25 protein-coding genes and 1 tRNA gene are annotated in these 24,866 nt (G+C 55.6%); 14 read left to right on the top strand and 12 right to left on the bottom strand.

The genetic code is table 11. The annotated features are described in order from the left end of the window. The first annotated feature begins 46 nt into the window (after positions 1-46). Positions 47-136, top strand: a tRNA-Ser gene (locus tag FHS72_RS05850). Between the two features lie 127 nt (positions 137-263). Here FHS72_RS05850 and FHS72_RS05845 read toward each other — a convergent pair. The 6 genes from FHS72_RS05845 to FHS72_RS05820 form a co-directional block, all read right to left on the bottom strand. Continuing rightward, complete coding sequence (locus FHS72_RS05845) at positions 264-1,823, bottom strand: cisplatin damage response ATP-dependent DNA ligase (protein WP_183527020.1); 1,560 nt, start codon at positions 1,821-1,823, stop codon at positions 264-266. Next, entirely contained in the window at positions 1,823-2,833 is a 1,011-nt protein-coding gene (locus tag FHS72_RS05840; protein WP_183527018.1) for a ligase-associated DNA damage response exonuclease, read from the bottom strand. The genes FHS72_RS05845 and FHS72_RS05840 overlap by 1 nt, the downstream gene beginning before the upstream one ends. A 197-nt stretch (positions 2,834-3,030) precedes the next feature. Beyond that, positions 3,031-3,174, bottom strand: coding sequence for an entericidin A/B family lipoprotein (locus FHS72_RS05835; RefSeq protein WP_183527015.1), 144 nt, complete (start codon positions 3,172-3,174; stop codon positions 3,031-3,033). Between the two features lie 211 nt (positions 3,175-3,385). Then, positions 3,386-4,507, bottom strand: coding sequence for a M24 family metallopeptidase (locus FHS72_RS05830; RefSeq protein WP_183527013.1), 1,122 nt, complete (start codon positions 4,505-4,507; stop codon positions 3,386-3,388). Positions 4,508-4,574: 67 nt separating this feature from the next. Beyond that, positions 4,575-6,164 (bottom strand): ABC transporter substrate-binding protein, encoded by a 1,590-nt coding sequence (locus tag FHS72_RS05825; protein WP_183527010.1) that lies wholly within the window; start codon positions 6,162-6,164, stop codon positions 4,575-4,577. 36 nt (positions 6,165-6,200) lie between these two features. Then, a complete protein-coding gene (locus tag FHS72_RS05820) occupies positions 6,201-6,818 on the bottom strand; it encodes a helix-turn-helix domain-containing protein (RefSeq protein ID WP_183527008.1) in 618 nt (205 codons plus the stop codon). Positions 6,819-7,107: 289 nt separating this feature from the next. Here FHS72_RS05820 and FHS72_RS05815 point away from each other — a divergent pair, with 289 nt between their 5' ends. From FHS72_RS05815 to FHS72_RS05795, 5 genes are read left to right on the top strand one after another with little or no spacing between them, the layout of a single operon-like run. Then, entirely contained in the window at positions 7,108-8,145 is a 1,038-nt protein-coding gene (locus tag FHS72_RS05815) for an ABC transporter permease (RefSeq protein WP_221235365.1), read from the top strand. A gap of 12 nt (positions 8,146-8,157) precedes the next feature. Beyond that, positions 8,158-9,063 (top strand): ABC transporter permease, encoded by a 906-nt coding sequence (locus tag FHS72_RS05810; protein ID WP_183527002.1) that lies wholly within the window; start codon positions 8,158-8,160, stop codon positions 9,061-9,063. Beyond that, positions 9,060-9,896 carry an ABC transporter ATP-binding protein gene (locus FHS72_RS05805; protein ID WP_183526999.1) on the top strand — a complete coding sequence of 279 codons (837 nt, stop codon included), beginning with the start codon at positions 9,060-9,062 and terminating at the stop codon, positions 9,894-9,896. Before FHS72_RS05810 ends, FHS72_RS05805 begins: the two co-directional genes overlap by 4 nt. After that, positions 9,893-10,648: an ABC transporter ATP-binding protein gene (locus tag FHS72_RS05800; RefSeq protein ID WP_183526997.1), complete on the top strand. Its 756-nt coding sequence runs from the start codon at positions 9,893-9,895 to the stop codon at positions 10,646-10,648. The genes FHS72_RS05805 and FHS72_RS05800 overlap by 4 nt, the downstream gene beginning before the upstream one ends. Beyond that, positions 10,645-11,130 (top strand): GAF domain-containing protein, encoded by a 486-nt coding sequence (locus FHS72_RS05795; protein ID WP_183526994.1) that lies wholly within the window; start codon positions 10,645-10,647, stop codon positions 11,128-11,130. Before FHS72_RS05800 ends, FHS72_RS05795 begins: the two co-directional genes overlap by 4 nt. Before the next feature lie 312 nt (positions 11,131-11,442). Here FHS72_RS05795 and FHS72_RS05790 read toward each other — a convergent pair whose 3' ends face one another. The 3 genes from FHS72_RS05790 to FHS72_RS05780 form a co-directional block, all read right to left on the bottom strand. Beyond that, positions 11,443-12,057: a class I SAM-dependent methyltransferase gene (locus tag FHS72_RS05790; protein WP_183526991.1), complete on the bottom strand. Its 615-nt coding sequence runs from the start codon at positions 12,055-12,057 to the stop codon at positions 11,443-11,445. A 76-nt stretch (positions 12,058-12,133) separates the two neighbouring features. Next, positions 12,134-12,565 carry a nucleoside diphosphate kinase regulator gene (rnk, locus tag FHS72_RS05785; protein ID WP_183526988.1) on the bottom strand — a complete coding sequence of 144 codons (432 nt, stop codon included), beginning with the start codon at positions 12,563-12,565 and terminating at the stop codon, positions 12,134-12,136. Between the two features lie 281 nt (positions 12,566-12,846). After that, complete coding sequence (locus FHS72_RS05780) at positions 12,847-13,611, bottom strand: DeoR/GlpR family DNA-binding transcription regulator (protein WP_183526985.1); 765 nt, start codon at positions 13,609-13,611, stop codon at positions 12,847-12,849. Positions 13,612-14,163: 552 nt separating this feature from the next. Here FHS72_RS05780 and FHS72_RS05775 point away from each other — a divergent pair. The 8 genes from FHS72_RS05775 (at position 14,164) to FHS72_RS05740 (ending at position 22,087) form a co-directional block, all read left to right on the top strand. Next, positions 14,164-15,246, top strand: coding sequence for an ABC transporter ATP-binding protein (locus tag FHS72_RS05775; protein ID WP_183526982.1), 1,083 nt, complete (start codon positions 14,164-14,166; stop codon positions 15,244-15,246). After that, on the top strand, positions 15,246-16,331 hold the full coding sequence (locus FHS72_RS05770; RefSeq protein WP_183526979.1) for an ABC transporter ATP-binding protein: 1,086 nt from the start codon (positions 15,246-15,248) through the stop codon (positions 16,329-16,331). The genes FHS72_RS05775 and FHS72_RS05770 overlap by 1 nt, the downstream gene beginning before the upstream one ends. After that, the gene (locus tag FHS72_RS05765) at positions 16,328-17,200 is read left to right on the top strand and encodes a carbohydrate ABC transporter permease (protein WP_183526976.1); all 873 of its coding nucleotides are present in this window, start codon (positions 16,328-16,330) and stop codon (positions 17,198-17,200) included. Before FHS72_RS05770 ends, FHS72_RS05765 begins: the two co-directional genes overlap by 4 nt. Positions 17,201-17,248: 48 nt before the next feature. Beyond that, complete coding sequence (locus FHS72_RS05760; protein ID WP_221235364.1) at positions 17,249-18,088, top strand: carbohydrate ABC transporter permease; 840 nt, start codon at positions 17,249-17,251, stop codon at positions 18,086-18,088. A gap of 30 nt (positions 18,089-18,118) precedes the next feature. Then, positions 18,119-18,394, top strand: coding sequence for a DUF2160 domain-containing protein (locus FHS72_RS05755; RefSeq protein ID WP_183526970.1), 276 nt, complete (start codon positions 18,119-18,121; stop codon positions 18,392-18,394). A 66-nt stretch (positions 18,395-18,460) separates the two neighbouring features. Then, positions 18,461-20,170 carry an ABC transporter substrate-binding protein gene (locus tag FHS72_RS05750; protein WP_183526967.1) on the top strand — a complete coding sequence of 570 codons (1,710 nt, stop codon included), beginning with the start codon at positions 18,461-18,463 and terminating at the stop codon, positions 20,168-20,170. A 262-nt stretch (positions 20,171-20,432) separates the two neighbouring features. Further along, complete coding sequence (locus FHS72_RS05745; RefSeq protein WP_183526965.1) at positions 20,433-20,618, top strand: hypothetical protein; 186 nt, start codon at positions 20,433-20,435, stop codon at positions 20,616-20,618. Then, positions 20,615-22,087, top strand: coding sequence for a sodium:solute symporter family protein (locus tag FHS72_RS05740; RefSeq protein WP_183526962.1), 1,473 nt, complete (start codon positions 20,615-20,617; stop codon positions 22,085-22,087). The genes FHS72_RS05745 and FHS72_RS05740 overlap by 4 nt, the downstream gene beginning before the upstream one ends. Before the next feature lie 39 nt (positions 22,088-22,126). On the opposite strand, the gene FHS72_RS05735 is transcribed toward FHS72_RS05740, so the two are convergent. The 3 genes from FHS72_RS05735 to FHS72_RS05725 form a co-directional block, all read right to left on the bottom strand. Continuing rightward, on the bottom strand, positions 22,127-22,585 hold the full coding sequence (locus FHS72_RS05735) for a tRNA (cytidine(34)-2'-O)-methyltransferase (RefSeq protein ID WP_183526959.1): 459 nt from the start codon (positions 22,583-22,585) through the stop codon (positions 22,127-22,129). A 100-nt stretch (positions 22,586-22,685) separates the two neighbouring features. Further along, the gene (locus tag FHS72_RS05730; RefSeq protein ID WP_183526956.1) at positions 22,686-23,918 is read right to left on the bottom strand and encodes a multidrug effflux MFS transporter; all 1,233 of its coding nucleotides are present in this window, start codon (positions 23,916-23,918) and stop codon (positions 22,686-22,688) included. Between the two features lie 124 nt (positions 23,919-24,042). Further along, the gene (locus FHS72_RS05725) at positions 24,043-24,816 is read right to left on the bottom strand and encodes a DUF1499 domain-containing protein (RefSeq protein ID WP_183526953.1); all 774 of its coding nucleotides are present in this window, start codon (positions 24,814-24,816) and stop codon (positions 24,043-24,045) included. Positions 24,817-24,866 lie beyond the last annotated feature (50 nt).

The raw sequence follows: 24,866 nt of genomic DNA, 5'->3' as shown, positions 1-24,866 counted from the left end.
TTGGGTCTTGCAAAGCGCCCCCGCTTGGCGATAAACCCCGCGCAACGGACAGGTGGCCGAGTGGTCGAAGGCGCACGCCTGGAAAGTGTGTAGGCGGGAGACCGTCTCCAGGGTTCGAATCCCTGTCTGTCCGCCATTACCCCTTTTGTATGATGTGATTGATTCCGCTTTGCGCGGCTTTTTCCGTTTGTCTGTATTCCGGTCGATTGCGTCTTCACGGGGTTCTGGGCGGACATTGAACCGGGGTTTGCCTTGGCCGCGCATCAGTTGAGCATATCACGCAAAGTCTGGATTTGGTCGGCCTCGGCTGCGGGTTTGTCGTCTCGGATGCGCGATATGCGTGGAAAGCGCATGGCAACGCCCGACTTATGACGCGGCGAGCGGTTGAGCCCTTCGAAGGCGACTTCTACCACTTTCAAAGGTTTCAATGCACGGACGGGTCCGAAGGTCTCGGTGGTGTTGTTGCGGACAAAGCGGTCCAGTTCTTTGAGTTCATCGTCAGTAAATCCAAAATACGCCTTGCCCACTGGCACAAGGGCGTCGGCGTCCCAGACACCGAATGTGAAATCCGAATAGAAACCGGACCGTTTGCCGTGCCCGCGTTGCGCGTACATCAGAACGGCATCAATGAGCATTGGGTCGCGTTTCCACTTGAACCACGGACCCTTCATGCGCCCGCCAAGGTACGGGCTGTCGCGGCGTTTAATCATCACACCTTCTATGACGGCGTCGGGCGGGTCCGCACGTAATGCGGCCAAATCGTCCCATGTGGCAAAATCGAGCAGGGGCGATAGATCTATGCGCGGTTGGTTGATGGTTTTGATGATCTGGTCCATTTGCCCGCGCCGCTCTGCGAACGGAAGCGCGCGTAAATCATGGCCTTCCCACATCAGAACGTCATAGACGCGCATGTGGGCAGGGTGGCTTTCCTGCATCTTGCGGCTTACGGTTTTGCGCCCGAGCCGTTTTTGCAGATCGCCAAAAGGTGCGATGATATCGTCGCGCTTAATCAGTAATTCGCCGTCCAGCGTGCCGTCGAAGTCGAGCGCATCTATGATATCGGGAAATGCCGCCGAGATGTCGTCGCCTGTTCGGGTGTAAAGGCGGCGGGTGCCTTGGTCACTGACAGCTTGCACGCGGATGCCATCCCATTTCCATTCTGCGACGTATTCTGCGCGGTCATACCCGTTGAGGGCCGCAAGGTCGGTGGGGGTGGATAACATGACAGGGCGAAACGGGGCGTGCGCCGCTGCCTCGGGTTTTTCGCCGCCTTCAGCCCATGCGAACAGATTTGCGTAAGGAGGTGTCAGCCCGTGCCAGATTTCTTCAACTTCGGCGAGCGGCAAACTGCCAAAATCCGCCAAAGCCATCCGCGCCAAACGACCTGATACGCCAACGCGCAAACCACCTGTGGCGAGTTTAAGGTAGGCGTAGCGGTCATTCGCGGACATCGTATCGAGCCGATTTGCAATGCGTGCGGGCAGTTGGGATTTCGGTGTGTTCGATAATTCGTCGACTAATTCGGGTAGTGGTACATCGGTGGTGGTCGACGCAGGTTGCCAGATCAGCGCAATCGTTTCGGCCAGATCGCCGACAAAGTCATAGCTCATCGCGAATAGTTCCGGATCGACCCGCTCTGCCGCCAAGCCACGCAATAGCGACGGCGTCACTGCCTTCAGTCCCAGATCGCCCGTGATCGCGGCCAGTGCCAGTCCGCGTGCCGGATCGGGGGTTGCGGCGAAATACTGCTTGAGATGGATAATCTTACCATTGCGCTGAGGGGTAAAGGCCAGCCGTTCTAGAAGAGTTGCAAAAGCACGCATCAGTCCTGCTCCTCTTCGTACCCTAACAGCCGAAGCGGGCGGGCCTTGCGTCCTTGCAGTTCGCACCAGCGCAAAAGCGCGTCTTCTCGTCCGTGAGTAACCCATGTTTCTGCGGGGTTCAGTTCGGTTATCGTTTGGGTCAGGTCCGGCCAATCGACGTGATCGGAGATAATAAGCGGCAGCTCGACGCCGCGTTGACGCGCGCGTGCGCGGACTTGCATCCAACCGCTTGCAAAGCAGATCACCGGATCGGGAAACCGTTGCGCCCAAGTTGCCGCGAATGCGGAGGGTGGCCCGAGGATGATCTGACCTGCGAAATCCGATTTCTTGCCGCGATCAATCGTTGCGGGGCGTAGATCGCCCAAAGGTACGCCTTGGCTGATGTGGTAATCACAAAGCCGTTGCAACGCACCGTGGATGAAAATCGGACCGTCCCATCCCGCCATGCGCAACAGCATGATGACGCGCTGTGCCTTGCCGAGCGCGTAGGCCCCGATCAAGTGGGCACGGTCAGGAAACGCCTCGATTGAGGCGAGAACCCGCGCGATTTCACCCAACGGGTCGGGGTGACGAAACACGGGCAGGGCAAAGGTCGCTTCGGTCACGAGTATGTCGCAGGGTATGGGCTCAAACGGGGCGCACGCCGGATTGGGCTGCCTTGAATAATCGCCGGTTATCACAGCCGTTCCGGTTGATTTATGGGTGATCTTGATCTGCGCTGAACCAAGCACGTGTCCTGCCGGATGAAAGGACACGCTGACGTCATTCACCACTTGCGCCCCGTTGGCGATTTGGCGACTGCCTGTGAAGTCCTCGCCGTAGCGGATCGCCATGATATCAAGCGTTTGGGACGTCGCCATGACCGCGCCATGGCCCGCCCGCGCGTGGTCCGCATGGCCATGGGTGATCAGTGCTTTGTCCACGGGTTTGACCGGATCAATGTAGAAACCGCCCGGCGGGCAATATAGCCCTTCAGGTCTGATTTCTAAAAGATCGGATGCGGTGCTCATGAGGGCATTGTACCTTGGTCAATCGTGCGTTTTCTCTAAGGGGTGAGCCACACGCATATTTCAAAAATCTCATCCCGTGGTCGGATGCGATTTGTCGGGCGATCACTGTCACAGCCCTAATCATACGCGAATATCGGTCAGAGGCTTTTGCATCATCGACACGGGCGAGCAGGATCGTGACTGCAACGTGGTTGGGCCTAGAGGTCCTGCTGAACCTCGTTGCTTGCATCGCTGATGGCACTGCCTGCAGATGACAGGTTTTGTCCCGCGCCTTCAATGGTCTCGCAGGCGACAAGTGTGACTAAACTAAAAACGAATGCTGAGATACGGACGATAGTCATGGTTGCGTTCCTTTTGGAAGTTACAACTTACTAACGTCACAGCACCCGATTCAGTTCCGCTTTTGGCGTATATCGCTTGGGCAACGGAGTTGGGGCACGACTGTTTTGAAGCCGTGCCCCAGTTGATTGGATGATTTTAGGGAAGGCGCTCTGCCGTTCCCAAGAAATCATGCAAGTGACCGCTGATATCCAAGGGGCGGCGGTCCAAACCTTAGCTGGCCCCGTCCGTGTTTACCTGCACGAGCTTGCGCGGCATGTCCGAAAAGATTTCGGGGCCGCCTTCGCGCAGGATCACGATTTCTTCCAGCCGCACGCCGAATTCACCTGACAGGTAGATGCCCGGCTCGATTGAAAAGACGTTACCTTCGTTCAGGACGACGTCGGAATTTGCAGCGATATAGGGTGGCTCGTGGATATCAATGCCGAGGCCGTGGCCCGTGCGATGCAGGAATTTGTCGCCGTAACCAGCCGCTGTGATGACGTCACGCGCGGCCTTGTCGATATCGCGGGCCAAGACGCCGGGTTTGGCGATTGCGAGCGCGGCTTGCACGGCTTGCTCAACGACGTTGAAAACCTCGGTGTAGGTGTCGTCGGGTGTACCAAAGAACCCGCAGCGGGTCATATCGGACGGGTAGCCGTTCAGCCGGCAGCCCGTGTCGAGCAAGATCGCGGTGTTGGCGGTCAGCTTGGTGTCGCCCGAGTAGTGATGCGGGAACGCACCTGATGCGCCGAAACAGACCGAACAGAATTCCAGCGTTGCGCCGTTTTCTTTGTAATGCGCGTTGATCACGCCTTCGATTTCGCGCTCTGTGATGCCTTCGCGTAAGGCGGCAAAGGCCGCTTGCACCGCGCCGTCGTTCAAGACATGCGCGGCTTTGATCGCGTCATATTCGGCGTCGTCTTTTGCGGCGCGTAACAGGGCGACGGTATCATCGGTAAAGCGACGCTTGGGCGCGTCCATCGCATCCAGAAGCCGCAAGGCGAAATCGGTCCGCATGGTTTCATCCAGCACAACGGACAGCCCGGACCCTGTGGCTGACGCGGCTTTGAGCAGATCGGTCAGGGCGGCTTCGGGGCCTTCATCATCGCGCCATTCGTGGAACGGCAAATCTGTAGCGTCGCGTGCGGCGGCACCGTTCAGAGAAGGCATCAAGAAACCGGCATAGTCTTGGGCTACCAGTAGCATCACAGGGCGTTCGTCGCCATGCGGATGTACACCTGACAGCCACGCCATATGGCTGGACGGACCTAACGCCACAAGATCGGTTTGTGTCTCGGCCATCCGCGTGCGGAGTTTGGACAGGCGGGATTGGGTCAGGGCAGGCGTGTTCACGATAGGCTCCGGAAAATATAGGAAAAAGGGTGTTCAGGCCGCCACGATTGCGGCGACCTGAGTTTGTTTAGTTTTTGTTTACAAGGCGGTAGTAGACATAATCAGATGTCGCGCCGTTCACGTAACCTGTGACGTCTTCGTCCATTGCAACCTGATAGGCCGCTTGGAACATGATGACGATCGGCGAGGATTCCTGCACGTCTTGTTGCAGCTCGCGGTACATTTCCAGACGTGTTTCCGGATCAGCCTCTGACAAAGCAGCCATTGTGCGGGCGTTCATTTCGTCAGGAACGGCCCATGCGTTGCGCCATGTTGTTGTCGCGGCATAGTTCTCGTCAGAGTTGTCGGAATTATACGCAAACGCTTTGGCGTTTGAGTGCGGGTCCATGAAGTCTGGGCCCCAATACAGCAACATCGCCTGATGGGTCCGTTCGCGGTATTTGGTGATTACTTGCGCACCAGTGCCGGGCAGGATTTCAAAGTTGATCCCTGAATCGGCAAAGCTAGCCTGCAACGATTGCGCCATATCGGTGAAGGGTGGGGCGTTGATCACGTCAAGCGTCACAGTGATCGGGGTCTCGATGCCAGCATCCGCAAGGATTTGCTTGGCTTTTTCCGGATCATAGGTGAACGGCGTTTCGTCGTAGGACCCTGGGAAGCCTTTTGGCCAGAACGCCTGATGGATTTCCATTTGACCGTTGATGATCGTGTCGGTCATGCCTTTGTAATCAACAAGGTAACGCGCAGCCTCCCAGATCGCGGGGTCAGTCAGGCTGTCTGTCTTTTGGTTGAACGACAGGAAATGCACGGCGGCTTGCGGGAAGGTTTCGACTTTGATGCCGTCATCATCAAGGGACGCGATCTGATCAGGTGTCAGGTTGCGTGCCAGATCAACGTCGCCTTGTTCCAGCAGCAATTGCTGTGTCGCGGCTTCTGCAACATGGCGAATGATGACGCTTTCGATGGCCGGTTCGCCGTTGAAATATGTTTCATTGGCGCTCAGGCGGATCAACTGGGCAGGGGAGTAGTTATCAAGCACAAACGGGCCGGAACCCGCAGCATTTTCGTTCAGCCATGCGTTGCCCCAGTCGCCATCGACGGCATTTTCTGCGACCAAAACACTATCAACGATAGAGGCAGGGCGCGATGCCAACACGTTCAACACGAATGCAGACGAAAAATCGCCCTCGTATTTGACAGTGACGGTGTTGCCTTCGGCTGTGATCATGGTGTCGACGTTTTCAGGCGTCCAACCAAGCTGCGTCAGGATGAACGCAGGTGTCAGGTTCAGCTTGATCACACGACCCAAGGAATAGATCACGTCGCCGGGTGTGACCGCATTGCCGGACGCAAAAGTTGCGCCGTCACGTAGTGTGAATGTGATGGTCTTGGCGTCGTCGTCTGCTTCCCAGCTTGACGCAAGGCCCGCGGCCAGAACGGTTGTGTCTTCAGCGTCGTATTGGATCAGGCGATCATACAGGTTGGTGACAAGTTCGCCGGACGTGAATTCGTAGGCTTGTGCCGGATCAATGGCGACGATGTCGTCGATGTTCTGGGCGACGACGAGCATGCCGTCGGGCGTTTCGGCAAACGCGGCAGGTGCCGCGAGCGGCAGGATCAGCGCGCTTGCCATGAGGGTGGATTTTAGGTGTTTCACGGAAATCTCCTTGTTGGGTTTTAGCTAAATGGACGGTTAAACCGCCTCTGGTTCATCGGGTAATTTCGGGTGTTTGGCCGCACCAATGCGGCTAAGCACCGTAAGCGTTCCGGTCCAAAGAATACGCGCCGGTATGTCTGACGGATTGCTCCACGTGTGGGGCGTCTCGCCGCTATAGTGCAGGCAATCTCCTGTTTTCATGAGAAAAACCTGATCGCCAAGTGTCTGTTGGATCTCGCCCTCAAGGACGTAGATGATTTCTTCGCCTTCGTGGCTGACGGCCTCGGAAGTATATCCGACGGGCACATGAAGCAGGTAGCTCGACAATTCAGAGCCTGCAAAATCTGTGGCAAGAGCTTCGTAAGTCAGTGACGAATTCGCCAAAGCAAATCGCGGGCGGTGATCTTCACGGGTCAGTCCATCTGTCGGCTTGTGAGAAGCGATGAAGTATTCCAGCCGCACACCCAATGCGTCGGCAATTTGTGCCAAGGTTCCTAAAGACGGTGTCGCATTGTCACGTTCCACTTGGCTCAGGTATCCCACAGAAACACCGGAGGCATCACACAAAGCCTGTAATGTCAGGTTTTGCTTCTTGCGGCGCTTGCGGATTTTCGCGCCGAGTTGATGTCCGGTTTTGTCTGGTGTCGTGCTCATTGTGGTCCTGTCGTCAATGTTAGCCGTCTAGCGCGCACCCATGGGATCAAGAATCCGAGGGGGGTGTCACAGTGCTGATCTCAGCTTTGTAGAAAAAAAATTATTGTGCAACACAAAAAATTATTTGCATTCAGATAAAAAATGTTTCCAACTGTGCGCAGGAATCTCGATCCCTGTTGTGCGCTTTGGCGTGTCAGAACGGGGTGAAAAATGATGTGAGAAACCCATAAACCGGTGGCGCCGGCCATCTGAGGCTTGCCAACTATCACGAAAGGCCGCGCCCATGAGTATGCAGATGATCACCAGCAGACGGTTCTGGGCAATCCTGCGCGCGACGGTCGAATTTGTCATTGTCACCTTGCTCACGTTTGTCGGGCTGCTGGCGATCACGTTTTTCATTGGTCGCGTCATCCCGATTGATCCGGTGCTGTCTGTTGTCGGCGACCGTGCCACGCAAGAGCAATACGATATCGCCAAGATTGCGATGGGACTGGATCGCCCGCTGATCATACAATTTGTAAACTACGTCGGTGACGTGTTCCAAGGTGATTTGGGGCGGTCTGTCTCGACGAACCGCCCTGTTGCAAGCGACCTTGCGCGGGTGTTCCCTGCGACGCTGGAAATGGCGACGCTGGGGATTGCGATTGGCGTAGGGTTGGGCGTGCCACTGGGCGTCTGGGCTGCCGCACGCAAGGGAACGTGGGTGGATCAAATTATCCGTGTTTTTGCATTGCTGGGCTATTCGGTGCCTGCGTTTTGGCTGGGTCTTGTGGGACTTGTCCTGTTCTACGCGACGCTCGGTTGGGTGTCGGGGCCGGGGCGCGTTGATATTTTTTACGAGGGGCTGGTGGAACAGCGCACAGGTCTGATGCTGGTAGATTCCGCATTGTCCGGCGATTGGGACGTGTTCTGGAATGCGTTGGACCATTTGATTTTACCTGCGACGATCCTCGGGTTCTTTTCACTGGCCTATATCGCGCGAATGACCCGTAGCTTTATGTTGGATCAGTTGGGGCAGGAATATATCACCACCGCCCGCGTCAAAGGCGTGTCCGAATGGCGTGTCATTTGGGTGCATGGCTTTCGCCCGATCCGTGTGCAGTTGATCACGGTGATCGGTCTGTCATATGCGGCGCTGCTCGAAGGGTCGGTGATGATTGAAACCGTGTTCAGCTGGCCCGGTATTGGCAATTATCTGACCGTGGCCCTGCTGAATGCCGACATGAATGCCGTGCTGGGGGCCACGTTGGTCATCGGGTCCGTGTTCATTCTGATCAACAAGATGTCGGATGTTCTGTACCGCATCCTTGACCCGCGTAGCCGCTAGGAGATCTGCGACATGACAAACATGCAAAGCTGGTTACTTGACGATTCACCGCAGTCGCGGATGCAGGCCAACCTCGGCAACAGCTACCGGATGCTGCGAGCGTTGCTGCGCAACCCGCTGGCCGTTGTTGGGGCGATCATCCTGTTGGTGCTGGTCTTTGCGGCATTGTTCGCACCATGGATCGCGCCGCATTCGCCGCTAGGGCAGGATTTGGGCGCACGGCTGTTGCCACCCTCTGCCGCGCATTGGATGGGCACCGACGAGTTGGGCCGCGATATTCTGAGCCGCGTGATTTATGGCGCACGCATTACGCTGATGATTGTCGCGTTGGTTGCGATAATTTCTGCGCCTTTGGGCCTGATCATCGGGGCCGTATCAGGCTACTTTGGCGGCTGGACCGATAAGGTGCTGATGGGCGTGACCGATGTGTTTCTGTCGATGCCCAAACTGATCTTGGCACTCGCCTTTGTTGCAGCCCTCGGGCCTGGAATTGAGAACGCGATTATCGCGATCGCTATTACGTCTTGGCCTGCCTATGCCCGTATCGCACGGGCTGAAACGCTGACCTTTCGCAATTCGGAATTCATCGCCGCGACACGGCTTGTGGGTGCGTCGCACACACGGATCATCATGCGCCATGTGCTGCCGCTGTGTACCTCGTCGATGATTGTGCGCGTCACGCTTGATATGGCGGGGATCATTCTGACAGCTGCTGGCCTTGGGTTTCTGGGGCTGGGCGCACAGCCGCCGTTGCCAGAATGGGGTGCGATGATTTCGCGTGGTCGCACGTTCATCCTTGATCAATGGTGGGTGGCGACGATGCCCGGTATTGCCATTATCCTTGTGTCTCTTGGGTTTTGTTTTCTCGGTGATGGTCTGCGCGATGTGCTGGACCCTAAACAGGAGGGCAAATCATGACCGACACTTTGCTTGATGTGGAGAATCTGCGGGTCAGTTTCCCGACCCCCGCTGGGCGCGTTGATGTCGTCAAAGGGCTGACGTTCACGCTGGGCCGCGAACGTCTGGGGATTGTCGGCGAAAGTGGCTCTGGCAAATCCATGACCGGACGGGCGATTTTGCGGTTGATCCGTAGTCCGGGCCGGCAGGTTGCCGATAAGCTGATGTTCGACGGGGATGATCTGCAGGCGTTGTCCGAACGCGCCATGCGCAAGGTGCGCGGCGCACGGATTTCGATGATTATGCAGGACCCGAAATTTTCGCTTAATCCTGTGATGACCATTGGTGATCAGATCGCTGAGGCGCTGAAGACGCATGAACGCATTGCCCGTAAAGATATTGCAGCACGGGTGATCGAGATGCTTGAGGCCGTGCGGATCAATGACCCCGCGCGTGTCGTCAAAATGTATCCTCACGAGGTGTCGGGTGGCATGGGCCAACGGATCATGATCGCGATGATGCTGATCCCGCAGCCCGATCTTTTGATCGCAGACGAGCCGACATCGGCGCTGGATGTCTCTGTACAAGCCCAAGTGCTTGATTTAATTGACGAGCTCGTCAAAAATAAGGGGATGGGATTGATCCTGATCTCCCACGACCTGAACCTCGTTGCGCGCTATTGCGACCGAATTTTAGTGATGCACGCTGGCGAAGTTGTCGAAAGCTGCGATGCACGCGACCTGCACAAAGCCACGCATCCCTACACCCGCGGTCTATTGGCAGCGGTTCCCCAGATGGAAGAAACCCGCGACGAACTTCCGGTGTTGGATCGCACAGCATGGAGCGGCACATGAGCGCGATTTCACTTAAGAACCTCGATATTTCCTATGGCACGACCAAGGTTGTGCAAGGCGTGAATATCGAGGTGGCCGAGGGCGAGAGCTTTGCGCTGGTTGGCGAGAGTGGCTCTGGTAAATCCACCGTCCTCAAGGCGATTGCAGGGCTTGCCCCTGATTGGACTGGTGAGATTTCGCTGCTCGGGGCGCCCCGAGGCCACAAAGTAGACCACGATTTCGCAACCCGTTGCCAGATGGTGTTCCAAGACCCTTACGGGTCACTGCATCCCCGCAAATCAGTTGATACGGTGTTGTCAGAACCTTTGATGATCCACGGATTGGGCAACCGCAATGCCCGCGTGATCGACATGCTGGCGGCTGTTGGTCTGGATCAACGGTTCCGGTTCCGGTTCCCGCACCAGATGTCAGGCGGCCAACGCCAACGGGTCGCAATCGCGCGGGCGCTGATGTTGGAACCCAAAGTGATGCTGCTCGACGAGCCAACATCTGCGCTAGACGTGTCGGTGCAAGCTGAAATTCTGAACCTGCTCAAACGCTTGCGCCGCGAGCAAGGGCTGACCTATCTGATGGTGACGCACAATCTGCCCGTGGTCAGTTTCATGTGCGACCGCATGGCCGTGATGAACAAGGGTCGGGTGGTGGAAATCGCACCAGCCACGGCCTTGCACGATGGCAGTTTCACCGATCCCTACACACAAACGCTTTACGCCGCATCCGGCGGAAACCCGAAATACAAGGAAACCTTATGAACGCCGCTCTGACCAATTTTGAGACTGCACTGTCCTCAGCCAAAACAGAAACCGAAGCTTTTGAGGCGCTGTGCGTTTTGGCCAAAGCCACCGTCGGCGCGAAACTGTTCACAGTGATGACCGTCGACATGGACGCAATGCTGGCCCGCCGCGCCTATACGGATGACGCCGAGAATTATCCGACATCCGGCACAAAACCGATCACGATCAACAGCTGGTTTGAACAGGTTCACGAGCGCAAAGAAACCTTCGTCGCCAATACCTTGGAAGACATTGCTAAGGTATTTCCAGATTCCGAACTGATCGGGAAATTGGGTTGCGGTTCGGTCATTAACCTTCCAATCCTGATCGACGGTGAACTCGCAGCAACGGTCAATATTTTGCACGAAGAAGGCTACTACACCCCCGAGCGCGTCACACAAACCCAAGATATCCTGTCGGGACCAGCCAAGGCCGCACTTCGATTTGCGCAAGCAGACTGACCGTTAATCCAGCGAGTGACTTGCCCAAATAGCTGCGCTTTTGAGTGTGGTTGTTTGGGCGAGGGCGTTCGGGCTGGGATATATTTTTTAACGTCAAAGCCGAGCGAACGACGTCGCGAGTCAAATGAATGACTGCTGCCACCGGACACGTCACGAAAAGCGTGGTTTCGGTTCATCGTCGATCATATGCCGCGCGGCAGAGACTTGCAGTGATCCAGACCATGAGGTCGTGGCGTGAGACTTCATCATTGATGACGAGAGATTGTCTGCGGGGTAAATTGGCGCTGCTTGAATAAGGTTTTATCGGCGTCGCTATTGTTTATTCTGTCCCACGGTCCAAACATCATAGCGCGTGGTTTTTCCGAATATCTGGTAAGAGCATTTTTCGATATCCGCGATGGGATCGGCCTTTGCAGGCCATTTCAGCACGACTCTGGACCCTGCCGTTTTTAGTGCTAGGCGCATCAGTTCTGGCGCGTCGTCGTCCGTACCGACAATGTCGCGGACTTGGCGTAATTCTAGCTTTACGAGGGCCGAACTTTTGCGCACGGGATGCATTGGGTCGATGAGGACCGCATCTGTGGTGAGTTGGGGCAACAGGTCCTTTGCGTCGCCCAGCAGCAGTGTCATGCGTCCGATAATTTCACCAAGCTCGCCGCCTTCTTTTGCAGCGCGGTCCATGGCATCAGCCAACAATGCATGCATTTTCTCTGACCGCTCGATCAGCGTGACTTGCGCACCGAGCGACGCCAGCAGAAATGAATCGCGACCAAGGCCCGCCGTCGCATCAACGATCGTTGGCGTCTTGCCGTCGCGCAATCCCATCGCTTTGGCCAGCGGTTGTCCGCGCCCGCCACCAAAACGCAACCGATGCGCAACCGCGCCGCCTGCGAAATCAATGCGCAGTTCCCGAGCAACCTGTTTCATATTCTGATTTTTGCCATGTTAAAGTCTGCCTTGTAGGTCATGCGCCGTTTGAGTGCACGTGGCATGTGCGCTGTCATTAGGTGTTTATCGCGGGCTGTGCGACTTTCAGGATCGTTAGAATCCGGCGTTGGTCGTTCAGCGTGTCCCAGTCAAAACTGGCACCTTCGGATAGCCCCAGCAAGGCGACCCCGATGGGTGTCATAACCGAGACGCGCAGTTGCGCGATATCCGCATCTTCGGGGTAGACCAGCGTGACGGTTTTTTCCTGCGCGGTTGTTTCGTCGCGGTAGGTGACGGTGCTGCCCATCGTGACCACGTCGCCGCGCACTTTGGTGGCGTCTACGATACGGGCGCGGCTGATTTCCGTGAGCAGGCGATCCGCAAGGGCTGGCTGGCGCCGCATCATGCTGTCCGCCAAGTCTTCGAGGTGGGTCAGGTCAGCGCTGCTGATCACAACTTTGGGGTTCAGCTTGGTTAGTTTTTTGCTGGTCTCAGAAGGTGTCGACATGGCATGAACTCTTTATGTTGAATGATTGGATTGCGGAACACCGCCAAGGGCAGGGTGTTGAACGTAAGTTTGGCCCCTCGCGGATATCGCGTGACCCAAGTTTTAAATTGTAAGGAAACCCCAGAAGGTCAGGCAGGCGCGTCTAGCCCTAGACCACCCGGGGACGCGGGCGGTTGAGCAGTGGAAACCGGAACTGATCTGTATGAACCATCATGGTGATAACGCTAGGCATCCACCCAGTATTAGTCAATCGTTACACCAATGAACGCGCGGGGTCCGGCTTATGCGCCAGCAACCAGAATTTCGGTTTCCCACTGTGCGCACCGTTTATCCAAAATGTCGTTCACTGGACGGTCAGTCACAAATGTATCGATTTTGGCCAGCGATGCGATCCGTGCAGGCGCCGCCCGTTTGAATTTGGAGTGGTCCGCAATCAGGATCGTCTTGCGAGATTGTTCGAGAATTGTCCGGCTGACCCCAACTTCCTGAAGGTCAAAGTCCAGAATATCGCCGTCCAGATCAAGCGCCGAACACCCGATGACGCCGATATCGAATTTGAACTGGCGGATCATGTTTGTTGTGACGTCGCCGATCAACCCACCGTCGGACTTGCGTAATGTGCCACCCGTTACGATCACGTCGCAATCGCGGTTCTGCGACAGAATATTGGCGACATTCATGTTGTTGGTGACAACCAGAAGGTCGCGGTGATGGCACAATTCATGTGCAACGGCTTCGGTACTGGTGCCGATGTTCAGGAAAATCGTGCAATTCTCGGGGATTTGCGCGGCACAAGCGCGGGCCATTGCCGTTTTCGCGTTTGCATTCAATCGCCTGCGGTCTTCGTAGCCGATGTTCGTGGTGGCTGATGGCAGCACCGCACCGCCGTGAACCCGTTCCAAGCGGCCCGCCTCTGCCAAATCCTTGAGATCGCGCCTGATGGTCTGTAGCGTGACGTCAAAATGCGCGGCCAACCCTTCGACTGTGACCTTACCAACTTTGCGGGTAATTTCGAGTATTTCGGGGTGGCGGATCGTTTGTGACATGTCGGCCCTTCATTGGTGATCATCATAATTCTATATTTTCGGAATTTCGTCAATTCATTCCAAAGAGGCCGAGAATGGGCTTTCGTTGATAAAAAAACGGCGAAATAGGGCTGAAATCCAAGCTGAACCCTGAGTTTTGTATTATAATTTTTGAAAACGAAATAAAACGAACATTATCCTTGTTCTTTTTTAGCCTCTTTGCCTAGGGTGTCACTACGCGCATTTGGGAGGATTCGTCGTGTCGCACAGGGAGGGCATCATAGATGCGTTGATCGTCAATCATGGCGTCTACGATGGCGGCTTTGCTGTCGATGCCGCAGGGCAGAGGCGCAATGCACCATTCGTGGAAATCCCTCATATTTCGGGGCCGAACCGATCTGTCACGTCATACGGTGCAGAAATACGGTTTGAAAATAACACGCCTAGGTTTAGGGTTTTGAACAAAGTCATGCCGTGGTTACGTTTCAACTGTGCACCGCGACGAGATGACGACACTGCGTGCGACATGCACCGCGCACCACTGATGCAATAGCGATAGCAGGAGAACGACCCATGGCACTTCAATTAAAGGGCGTTACCCATGTCGTGAATGGACAAACCCATATTCACGAGACCGATCTGACGCTGGAAAAAGGCACAATGAACGTGCTTTTGGGGCCGACGTCATCGGGCAAAACATCATTGATGCGATTGATGGCGGGGCTGGATCACCCAACCAAGGGGCAAATCATCTGGAACGGTGAAAACGTGACTGGTCAACGTGTTCAGGATCGCAAGATTGCGATGGTCTACCAGCAATTCATTAATTACCCGTCAATGACGGTCTACGACAATATCGCGTCGCCGCTAAAGCTGATGGGATTGGACAAGGCCGAAATCGACGCCCGTGTGCGTGAAGCGGCTGATCTGATGCAGTTGTCACCGATGTTGGATCGCAAGCCGCTTGAGTTGTCGGGTGGACAGCAACAACGCTGCGCGCTGGCGCGTGCGCTGGTCAAGAACGCGGGGCTTGTCCTGCTTGACGAACCGCTGGCAAATCTCGACTACAAACTGCGCGAGGAACTTCGTGCTGAAATCCCGCGTATTTTCGAGAAATCCGGCAGTATTTTTGTCTATGCGACAACTGAACCCGAAGAGGCATTGCTGTTGGGTGGTAATTGCGCGACCCTTTGGGAAGGCCGCGTGACGCAGTTTGGTCCAACCGCCCAAGTTTACCGCCAGCCCCGCGACACGACGACAGCACGTGTGTTTTCCGATCCGCCGATGAATTTCCTGCAGGTCGAGAAACAGGGCGACGTCATGCGCCATGCGGGCGGCGAATTTAGCGCGAAGGGTATCGGGCAGGGCCTGCCGGACGGGTCGTATCAGGCTGGTTTCCGGCCAAGTCATTTGTCGTTGGAAAACGCACCATCGGCGATCCAGTTTGAGACATCGTTGAATGTCACAGAGATCACCGGATCAGAAACCTTTGTTCATCTTCAGCATGGAAATGATCGCTGGGTCGGACTTATTCACGGCGTTCGTGATCTGGAACTTGGGCGTGATTTGACCGTCTATCTTGATCCTACGCGCATCTATCTGTTTGCGCAGGACGGCAAGCTTGTCGCGGGCGCACCATATGCGGAGGCCGCGTAATGGCCAAAATTACACTTGATAACCTTGCACATTCGTATCTGCCGGCACCCAAAACCGAAGACGATTTTGCGCTCAAAGAGTTAAACCACGACTGGACCGACGGTGAAGCTTACGCGTTGCTGGGCGCGTCTGGCTGCGGTAAATCGACGTTGCTGAATATCATTTCCGGCCTGTTGATCCCGTCGCAAGGCCGTGTGCTGTTTGATGACAAGGACGTCACGACAGCGCCTACAGCAGATCGCAATATTGCGCAGGTTTTCCAGTTTCCGGTGGTTTACGACACCATGACCGTGCGTGAAAATCTGGCGTTTCCGTTGAAAAACCGCGGCATGGATGCGGCTGAAATCAAACGCTTGGTCCAAAAGGTCGGGGCGATGATCGACATGGAATCCCAACTGGACCGCAAGGCGCGCGGTCTGACGGCGGACGCCAAGCAGAAGATTTCGCTGGGCCGTGGCATGGTGCGTGAAGACGTGAACGCGCTGCTGTTTGATGAACCGCTGACAGTCATCGACCCGCATATGAAATGGGAATTGCGCACGCAGTTGAAAAAGCTGCACAGCGATTTCGGGCACACGATGATCTACGTGACCCACGACCAGACCGAAGCGTTGACGTTTGCCGACAAAGTGGTGGTCATGCACGACGGGCGCGTGGTGCAGATCGGGACGCCACAAGAGTTGTTTGAACGCCCAGCGCATACATTTGTGGGGTATTTCATCGGATCGCCGGGGATGAACTTGTTTGATGCCGAAATCGACGGCACGCAGGCAAAGATTGCTGGAACGACTGTGGATTTGGGCGGGGCCTATGTCGCGGCGGGCAAGACGCAGATTGGTGTGCGTCCTGAATTTATCCGCCTTGGGTCGAACGGCGCAGGTATCCCCGCCACGATCAAGCGTATCGAGGACGTGGGGCGGCACCGCATTGTGCGTCTTGATGTGGCAGGCACCGAGATCAGCGCGATTGCAGCCGAAGGCGAAGCCGTCGCGAGCGATACAAACTGCATCACTTTCGCGCCCGAAGGGGTCAACGTCTACGTCAACGACTGGCGGATCGCAGCATCGGGAGAGGGCGCATCATGAACAAGACAGTCAATCAAAAAGCATGGTTCCTGATTTTACCAGTTCTGGTGCTGGTCGCCTTTTCGGCTGTGATCCCGCTGATGACGGTGGTGAACTATTCGGTGCAGGACACGTTCGGCAACAACCAGTTTTTCTGGGCTGGTCTGGATTGGTTCGATGACATGCTGCACTCTGAGCGGATGTGGAATGCGCTTGGCCGACAGCTGATGTTCTCTGGCATCATTCTGGCGATCCAGATTCCGCTTGGTATTTTTGTGGCGCTGAACATGCCCAAAAAAGGGTTCTGGTCTTCGTTTTGTCTGGTTGTGATGTCGCTGCCATTGTTGATCCCGTGGAACGTCGTGGGCACGATCTGGCAGATCTTTGGCCGCGTGGATATCGGCCTGTTGGGCTATACGCTGGATGCGATCGGGATTGACTACAACTATACGCAAAACACGCTTGCGGCTTGGATCACGGTTATTGTGATGGATGTCTGGCATTGGACGTCGCTTGTTGCATTGCTGGCGTTTGCTGGTCTGCGCTCGATCCCTGATGCGTATTATCAGGCCGCCAAAATTGACCAAGCCAGCCGCTGGGCCGTGTTCCGGTTTATTGAATTGCCCAAAATCGCGGGCGTTTTGATGATCGCTATTCTGCTGCGGTTCATGGACAGCTTTATGATCTACACCGAACCTTTTGTGGTCACGGGCGGTGGACCGGGCAATGCGACGACGTTCCTGTCGATTGACCTCGTGAAAATGGCGTTGGGGCAGTTTGACCTTGGACCTGCTGCCGCGTTCAGCTTGATGTATTTCCTGACGATCATGGCGATTTCATGGGTGTTCTACACCGTGATGACGACGATCGACAAAAGAGAGGGCAAGTAGATGGCCAACACGACAATCTCTGACGTAGGTGGCGTTGAGCCTCGCAAAATGACCATTGAGCGCCCGCGTAAAGTTGTGCGCCGCATCAGGCCTTCGGGGTCGATGGTGGTTATGGCGCTTTATCTCATCTTTTTGATGCTGCCGATCTACTGGCTGTTGAACATGAGCTTGAAGACAAACGCGGAAATCCTTGGGACGTTTTCGTTCTGGCCGCGTGATTTCACACTTGCGAATTATACCAAGATTTTGACCGATCCGAGTTGGTATATGGGCTACGTAAACTCGCTGATTTACGTGGTGTTGAACACGGCCATAAGCCTCGCGGTGGCGTTGCCGGCGGCCTACGCGTTCAGCCGCTACAGCTTTATGGGTGACAAGCATCTGTTCTTCTGGCTGCTGACCAACCGTATGGCACCGCCCGCCGTTTTCGCGCTGCCGTTCTTTCAGCTTTATAGCAGCATCGGCCTGTTCGACACGCATATCGCTGTGGCCTTAGCGCATTGTCTGTTCAACGTGCCGCTTGCTGTTTGGATCCTAGAGGGGTTCATGCGCGGTGTGCCCAAGGAAATCGACGAGACCGCCTATATCGACGGCTATTCGTTCCCGCGGTTCTTCATCAAGATTTTCACGCCTCTGATTGCGTCAGGTATCGGCGTGGCTGCATTCTTCTGCTTCATGTTTTCGTGGGTCGAACTGCTCTTGTCACGCACGCTGACCTCGGTTGATGCCAAACCAATCGCGGCCACAATGACACGGACTGTTGGTGCGGCTGGCGTCGATTGGGGGGTGCTGGCGGCTGCTGGCATGCTGACAATCGTTCCGGGTGCGTTGGTGATCTACTTCGTGCGAAATTACATCGCCAAGGGCTTTGCCCTGGGACGGGTTTAATGCGCGGGCTTATCTTGAAAGGAACACAAGATGTTTGACTGGATGGCATGGACATGGCCGACGGCGACGTTTTTCGGTTTTATCGCGGTGTTGCTGATCACCTTTACGGTCTTGGCGATCAAGTTCCCAGAAACCCCGCGTGTCGGGGTTCTACGGATCGAGACGACGCGCGGTGATCGGTTGTTCATCACGCTGCTCGGCTCCGCGTTTATCAATCTTGCGTGGTTGGGACTGGGCTTTGGTCCGCAACCCTACGCGCTACTCGTTTGTCTTGGCTACGCCGCTGCGGTTTTCCGCTGGGTTTAGCCAAGCCTGCACGACCCCGCATACTTGGCGGGACTACGAAACGTTCAATCCATGGGAGGAAATCTAATGAACGTCTTAATGAAATCATCCACGGCACTGGGGCTTAGCCTCGGATTGCTTGCGGGTCCGGCATTTGCCGATATGGACGCCGCGATGCAATTCCTTGATGACGAAATCAAGGGCGTGTCCACACTGACGCGCGAAGATCAAGAAGCCGAAATGCAGTGGTTTGTCGATGCGGCCGCACCGTATCAGGGCATGTCGATCAACGTGGTCTCCGAGACAATCACCACGCACGAGTATGAATCGCAGGTTCTGGCACCAGCGTTCACAGCGATCACCGGTATCCAAGTCACGCATGACTTGATCGGTGAAGGCGACGTGGTCGAAAAGCTGCAAACGCAAATGCAGTCCGGCGAAAACATCTACGACGCCTACGTCAACGACAGTGATCTGATCGGGACGCACATCCGTTATGGCCAAGTGCGCAACCTGACAGACTGGATGACTGGCGAAGGCGCTGACGTGACTTCACCGACGCTGAACCTCGATGATTTCATCGGGACCGAGTTCACGACGTCGCCGGATGGCAAATTGTATCAACTGCCGACACAGCAGTTCGCGAACCTCTATTGGTTCCGGTATGATTGGTTCACAGATCCACAGATCATGGCCGATTTCCAAGACGCTTACGGCTACGAGCTGGGTGTTCCGGTCAACTGGTCCGCTTACGAGGACATCGCTGAATTCTTCACAGGTCGCGAGATTGATGGTGTCGAAGTTTACGGCAACATGGATTACGGCAAAAAAGACCCATCGCTTGGCTGGCGCTATACTGATGCGTGGATGTCCATGGCGGGTATGGGCGACGTTGGTGAACCAAACGGGCTTCCCGTTGATGAATGGGGTATTCGTGTGAACGAAAATTCCCAGCCTGTCGGTGCGTGTATGGCGCGCGGCGGGGCCACAAATTCGCCTGCTGCGGTTTACGCCGTTGATAGTGCGATCAATTGGTTGCAGAAATATTCGCCACCTTCGGCGATGGGCATGACCTTCTCTGAGGCAGGTCCAGTGCCTGCGCAGGGTAACATTGCCCAGCAGATGTTTATGTATACGACATTTGTGGCACCACTCGTGGCGTCTGATGCTGTGATGAACGAAGACGGCACGCCAAAATGGCGCCTCGCCCCAAGCCCGCATGGCGTATATTGGGAAGAGGGCATGAAAGTCGGTTATCAGGACGTTGGGTCTTGGACGCTGATGGAATCCACACCTGTGGATCGTGCGCAGGCAGCTTGGCTCTATGCCCAGTTTGTCACGTCGATGACCGTTGACGTTGTGAAGTCGGATGTAGGTCTGACCTTTATCCGCAATTCAACGATCAATTCCGATCACTTCACAGATCGTGCGCCAAACTTGGGCGGACTGGTTGAATTCTACCGCTCGCCAGCGCGGACACAATGGTCGCCAACCGGCACCAACGTGCCTGACTATCCTAAGCTGGCGCAATTGTGGTGGCAGAACATCGGCGATGCGATGTCTGGTGCAAAAACCTCGCAAGAGGCGTTGGACCAGCTGTGCCTCGACATGGAAAGCGTGATGGAACGTCTAGAGCGTGCGGGTATCCAAGGTGATCTGGGTCCAGTCATGAACGAAGAGCAGGATGCGTCTTACTGGCTTGAACAGCCGGGCGCACCGAAGCCAGCACTTGCTGACGAGAACGAAGCGCCGGAAACAATCGGCTACGACGAACTCGTATCTTCTTGGTCCCAGTAAGGGACTAAAATAGTCCTACTATGGGATGAAACGGGTCGGGGCGCAGTGATGCGCCCCGATTTTTTGTCTAAACGGCGGGGCATTTGTGACGACCTGCAGCCTCGGAATTGCGCAGAGCGCGACGTCGGGACGGGTCATCAAGATTGATTGCGACGTAAAAATTGCTGCCATCGCAGGTGCAGACAAACACATTTCTCTTGTGGAATGCGGGTTAACCACTGATGTTGCACGCCACACGGAATGACAGAACTGGACCGTCCTTATGCTGCGCAAAATCTCGTTCACGCTCATCGGGGTGCTGATCGTGTCCTGTTTCGCGGTGCCTTATCTTTTGCTGCAATCGGTCGAGACATGGCACGGCAGCTTTTTGTTCTGGACCCTTGTCGGCGTGTCCGTGATCGTGCTGAACATGCTGGCAACAGCCGGATTTAAGGATGACGATCAATGACGCTGTCGCTCGTGATTTGGGGCGTGGTGATCTACGTCGCGCTATCCCTTTTTGTCGCCTATCTATCGCGTGTTGAGACGTCATCATCGATGACGGACTACTTTCTGGGTGGCCGTAAGATGGGCGGCGTTGTGTCCGCCTTGTCCTACTCTGCCACGACCTATTCGGCGTTCATGATGGTGGGGCTTGCGGGGCTCACGTATCGCGGCGGTGTCGGCGCACTGGGGTTCGAGATCATCTATTTCGCTGGCGTTTCGCTGGTTGCTATTTTCGGGCCGCGTTTTTGGTCGGTGGGGCGCAAATACGGGTTTGTATCCCCCTATGAGATGCTGGGCGCGCGCTATGCGAACCGCTGGGTTGCGGTGGCGGCGGGCCTAGTGAGCCTTGTTTTTCTTATTCCTTACTCGGCTGTTCAGCTTGCGGGTGTCGGATATCTGCTGTCGGGCATGACGGGCGGCGAGATACCCTTTGGAATTGGTATTCTCGTGGCCACACTGCTTGCTATTGTATTCTCATATGTCGCTGGTATCCGGTCGGTGATGTGGACCGACAGCCTACAGGCCGTGGTGATGATTATCGCGGCTGTCTTGGTGACGGTGTTGGTGGTGTCCAAGCTCGGTGGTTTTAGCGGCATGTTTGCCAGCCTGTCAGAGACGCGACCCGAGATGCTCAGCGTGCCTGGACCGGGATTTTTTAGCTTTACCACTTTTCTAGGGTTATCGCTGCCGTGGGTCTTTTTCTCGATCTCGAATCCGCAAGTCAGCCAGCGGTTATTCATGCCCTCGTCGCTAGGCGCGATGCGGCGGATGTTGCTGATATTCTTATGCTTTGGCCTCGTTTACACGTTGGTTTCGGTGCTGTGGGGCTTTGCTGCTGTGGTGGCGTTCCCAGACCTTGAGCGACCCGATCTGGCGACCTCGGCGCTGTTGTCGTCCGACATGGTGCCGCCGGTATTGGGTGTGATTGTCATGGTCGGTATCCTTGCCGCTGCGGTGTCGACCATCGATTCCATCCTGTTGACGCTGTCGTCTATTTTCGCACGCGACGTCTTTGGCAATCTGGGCGGCACTCAAAATGATCTGCGCCAGCTTGGGATCAGCAAGTTGGTTATCCCAGTGATCTCGTTACTGGCGCTGGCGTTCGCGTGGATGGAGTTCAGTATGATCGCGATACTGGCCGTCGGTGCGTCGGTTGGCCTTGTCTTAACGGTCCCAGCAACAGTCGGCGCGTTCTTCTGGCGGCGAGGCACTGGGGCAGGCGCGCTTGCGTCCATTGTCGGCAGCGTGATCGTGGTCGTCACCATGTATCTCACAGGCAATTCTCTGTTCGGTTTAAGCGCAGGCATCGTCGGGCTACCTGTCGCAACGCTACTGTTCATCGGGGTTAGTCTGGCGACCAAAGCAGACACCGCCCACGCGGATGAATTTATGCAGGTCGCTTCAGCGGTGATTTCGAAGCGGTCGAGTTGATCTCAGTGAGCGTACCAAGGAAAGGTGCTGGATACCGTGTCATCCACCCAAATGGCTGCGCATCGCCTGATAGACAACGGCTGTCGCCACATTTGCAAGGTTGAGCGATCGCACACGTGTATCAAGCATCGGCAGGCTGAATATCCGGTTATCCATCCCGTCGAGTATTTCCGGTGGCAAACCTTTGGATTCGCAGCCGAATACTAAAAATGAATCCAATGGATAGTCGGGATCGTAGACTGTCTGTGAGCCGTGTTCTTCAAAGAAGAACAGATTGTCCGGATCAGGTTTCTCGCCGTCCAGAAAACACTGCCAACTGTCATATTCGGTCAGATTTACGTATTGCCAGTAATCCGTTCCGGCCCGCCGCACCGATTTTTCATCCAAGGAAAACCCGTAAGGCTTAATCAGGATAAGTTCCAAATTCAGCGCAACACAGGTCCGCCCGATTGCGCCTGTATTGAACGGGATTTCGGGGGTTACCAACACAATTTTCATGCTCGACCAGCCATAGATACGTAGACTTTCTTAATTGCGGACAGTCCCGCAAACTGGTGCATCAACGCGCCCAACGCAACCACTTCATTTTGTGCGGAAATTAGGCGCGTTCTAACACAGCTTCCGTTTTAAACGGCTGCGAGACTTTGTCCGCGACGAAAGGCCTGTTTTTGACCAACAGCCACAGCACCGTGCAGCCCGTACCGACTGAAACCAACAAGACCCCGTAGTTATGAACGAGGTTCTGCGCGTTGAGCGTCACGATCTGGATGCCGGCGGCACCCATGAGCGTGACGCTGAACTGGATCAGTGCTGCCGCCGATCCGGTGTCGCGTTGTTGTTGGTCGAGCAGCAAATTCGCCCCGGGGACGCGAACGACGATCACAGCGATTGTCATGAATGCAGCGATGGCCGCGAAGATGATCGGCGACAGGCCACCCCAGAGCAGCATTGCGACTCCGCCAAGCAAGATGATCGCGAAGCAGGCCAGAATGACGTTCTGCACGGAAAATACGCGCGTTAGTCGTAAGTAAAGTGTTGGTCCGATCATCGCGCAACCTGCGTTGAACGCAAAGATAAAGCTGAACGTCTGCTCTGACATGCCGAACCCGTCGACATAGACGTAAGACGAGATGCCGATGAACGCCATCAGCGACATAGGGGCGAGCGAAAAGATAACGAGCAGATATGCGAACCTTGGGTTCACCAATACGACGCCGAGGCGGTTCCATGATCTTAGGAAGTGACCTGTTGATTTCTCGGCAAGGGTCTCGCGGTACTGCGTGACAAACAGCAAAACGCAGCTGCCAAAAATGGCCAAGAACACAAACATCATGTGCCAAGACGCAACTTTGAGTAGGAACGCCCCCAAGATCGGTGCAGCCATCGGCGCGATAAGCACCAAGGACATGACGGTTGCCATGACACGTTCACGCTCTCGTCCGTCAAAGAGATCTTTAACAATCGAAGTTCCGATAACGGTGACGCCGCCACCGGCAAAGCCTTGGATGATGCGGGCAGCGATCAGTGCTTCGACGTCGAACGACGCCGCGCACAACAGGCTCGCGACGATATAAAGAGCCAAAGCGGCGAATAACACGGGCTTGCGGCCAGTCCGTTCGCTGAGCGGTCCCCAGAACAGCATCCCAACGGCAAAGGCGATCATGTAAGCGCCAAGCGTTAAGTTGATCCGGCTGTGGCTGGTCGAAAACGTCTCGGTCATTTGAGGCAGCGCGGGCAGGTACAGGTCCATCGTCAGGGGCGGAAATGCTCCGAGTACGATCAGTAGAAATAGCGTGCCTTTACGGCCAAGAACGGGTTGTTCGACATTCATCGTTTCTGTCCTGTCTGACACGCTTGAGGGTGCGACGTTTGGTATAGTTGTTATCTGTCAGTGGCTTGTGACGTATTCTTAATCTAACTGCGAGCAGGAAAAGCGGCGCGTTGCGAGCCAGTGATTATTGGTTGAATGCATCTGCAAAGGCGAGGATACGTTTGGCGTTGACGCCTTGATCACTGCGTCCGACACGCGACACACTGCGCATGTCAATGCGGCTACCATCAGAAAGCGGCGTGACAACGACCACAACGTCATCTGCAAAATGAAAGATTTTGGTGCGCGCGGTTGCTTCGAACCTCAGGGCGTCGGGCGTGGATGAGACGACATTCCAACCCATGTTTTCAGCAATGCTGAGGGCGCGGGTGAATGCGTCCGCAGCCGTCAGGTCCGATATGATTGGGGCAATCAATGGGTATGCGGCCTGTTGCATGGCTGCGGTTTCATCGCCGCTGTACACGAGCGTGTTCGACGCTCCGGCGCGGGTGTCATCCAGCACAAGGAATTCCGGCGGGTTTTCTGTGTCAGTCGTGATGTCATGAATTGGGGGCGCACGCACGGGCGGGTCGAGCGTGGCCCAGACCAGCGGCGCAAGCATTATGGCCCCCAACAGGCTCGCGATCACGGAGAAGACGGTGCCGCTGCGCTCTTTTCGAATAAGATGGAGTACCAAGCCCGCAAGGCCCACGCCGACAGCGATGAATGCGATCAGGTTAAAGTAGGTGCGATAATAGCCGAAGCCTTTAATCGGGGCCCACAGACCGAGCTTTGCACCGAACAGGATCAAGAGGTTGGCCGCGACCGCTAAGATCGCGACGACTAGCGCCAGCTTGCCAACATGAGCGAAAATCGACGTGCTTTTTTGCTGCGGGCCATTGCCCTGTGTGTGTGTCATGTCATTCTCTTGATTGTTGAACTGCGTGCCATCGCTGTTGTCGTCGATTG

It is taken from the genome of Yoonia ponticola, from assembly GCF_014199395.1.
GTDB classification, from domain to species: domain Bacteria; phylum Pseudomonadota; class Alphaproteobacteria; order Rhodobacterales; family Rhodobacteraceae; genus Yoonia; species Yoonia ponticola.
The sequence above is the reverse complement of the archived record's forward strand: the minus strand, read 5'-3'. Positions and strand labels throughout refer to the sequence as shown.

Excerpts from the sequence above, each read along its gene's own strand:
- FHS72_RS05740 (WP_183526962.1), top strand. The coding sequence starts at position 20,615 with ATGACGCTGTCGCTCGTGATTTGGGGCGTGGTGATCTACGTCGCGCTA.
- FHS72_RS05725 (WP_183526953.1), bottom strand. The coding sequence starts at position 24,816 with ATGACACACACACAGGGCAATGGCCCGCAGCAAAAAAGCACGTCGATT.
- FHS72_RS05800 (WP_183526997.1), top strand. The coding sequence starts at position 9,893 with ATGAGCGCGATTTCACTTAAGAACCTCGATATTTCCTATGGCACGACC.
- FHS72_RS05755 (WP_183526970.1), top strand. The coding sequence starts at position 18,119 with ATGTTTGACTGGATGGCATGGACATGGCCGACGGCGACGTTTTTCGGT.
- FHS72_RS05765 (WP_183526976.1), top strand. The coding sequence starts at position 16,328 with ATGAACAAGACAGTCAATCAAAAAGCATGGTTCCTGATTTTACCAGTT.
- FHS72_RS05770 (WP_183526979.1), top strand. The coding sequence starts at position 15,246 with ATGGCCAAAATTACACTTGATAACCTTGCACATTCGTATCTGCCGGCA.
- FHS72_RS05730 (WP_183526956.1), bottom strand. The coding sequence starts at position 23,918 with ATGAATGTCGAACAACCCGTTCTTGGCCGTAAAGGCACGCTATTTCTA.
- FHS72_RS05845 (WP_183527020.1), bottom strand. The coding sequence starts at position 1,823 with ATGCGTGCTTTTGCAACTCTTCTAGAACGGCTGGCCTTTACCCCTCAG.
- FHS72_RS05795 (WP_183526994.1), top strand. The coding sequence starts at position 10,645 with ATGAACGCCGCTCTGACCAATTTTGAGACTGCACTGTCCTCAGCCAAA.
- FHS72_RS05820 (WP_183527008.1), bottom strand. The coding sequence starts at position 6,818 with ATGAGCACGACACCAGACAAAACCGGACATCAACTCGGCGCGAAAATC.
- FHS72_RS05780 (WP_183526985.1), bottom strand. The coding sequence starts at position 13,611 with ATGTCACAAACGATCCGCCACCCCGAAATACTCGAAATTACCCGCAAA.
- FHS72_RS05745 (WP_183526965.1), top strand. The coding sequence starts at position 20,433 with ATGCTGCGCAAAATCTCGTTCACGCTCATCGGGGTGCTGATCGTGTCC.
- FHS72_RS05735 (WP_183526959.1), bottom strand. The coding sequence starts at position 22,585 with ATGAAAATTGTGTTGGTAACCCCCGAAATCCCGTTCAATACAGGCGCA.
- rnk (WP_183526988.1), bottom strand. The coding sequence starts at position 12,565 with ATGTCGACACCTTCTGAGACCAGCAAAAAACTAACCAAGCTGAACCCC.
- FHS72_RS05750 (WP_183526967.1), top strand. The coding sequence starts at position 18,461 with ATGAACGTCTTAATGAAATCATCCACGGCACTGGGGCTTAGCCTCGGA.
- FHS72_RS05810 (WP_183527002.1), top strand. The coding sequence starts at position 8,158 with ATGACAAACATGCAAAGCTGGTTACTTGACGATTCACCGCAGTCGCGG.
- FHS72_RS05840 (WP_183527018.1), bottom strand. The coding sequence starts at position 2,833 with ATGAGCACCGCATCCGATCTTTTAGAAATCAGACCTGAAGGGCTATAT.
- FHS72_RS05790 (WP_183526991.1), bottom strand. The coding sequence starts at position 12,057 with ATGAAACAGGTTGCTCGGGAACTGCGCATTGATTTCGCAGGCGGCGCG.
- FHS72_RS05775 (WP_183526982.1), top strand. The coding sequence starts at position 14,164 with ATGGCACTTCAATTAAAGGGCGTTACCCATGTCGTGAATGGACAAACC.
- FHS72_RS05760 (WP_221235364.1), top strand. The coding sequence starts at position 17,249 with ATGACCATTGAGCGCCCGCGTAAAGTTGTGCGCCGCATCAGGCCTTCG.
- FHS72_RS05835 (WP_183527015.1), bottom strand. The coding sequence starts at position 3,174 with ATGACTATCGTCCGTATCTCAGCATTCGTTTTTAGTTTAGTCACACTT.
- FHS72_RS05805 (WP_183526999.1), top strand. The coding sequence starts at position 9,060 with ATGACCGACACTTTGCTTGATGTGGAGAATCTGCGGGTCAGTTTCCCG.
- FHS72_RS05815 (WP_221235365.1), top strand. The coding sequence starts at position 7,108 with ATGCAGATGATCACCAGCAGACGGTTCTGGGCAATCCTGCGCGCGACG.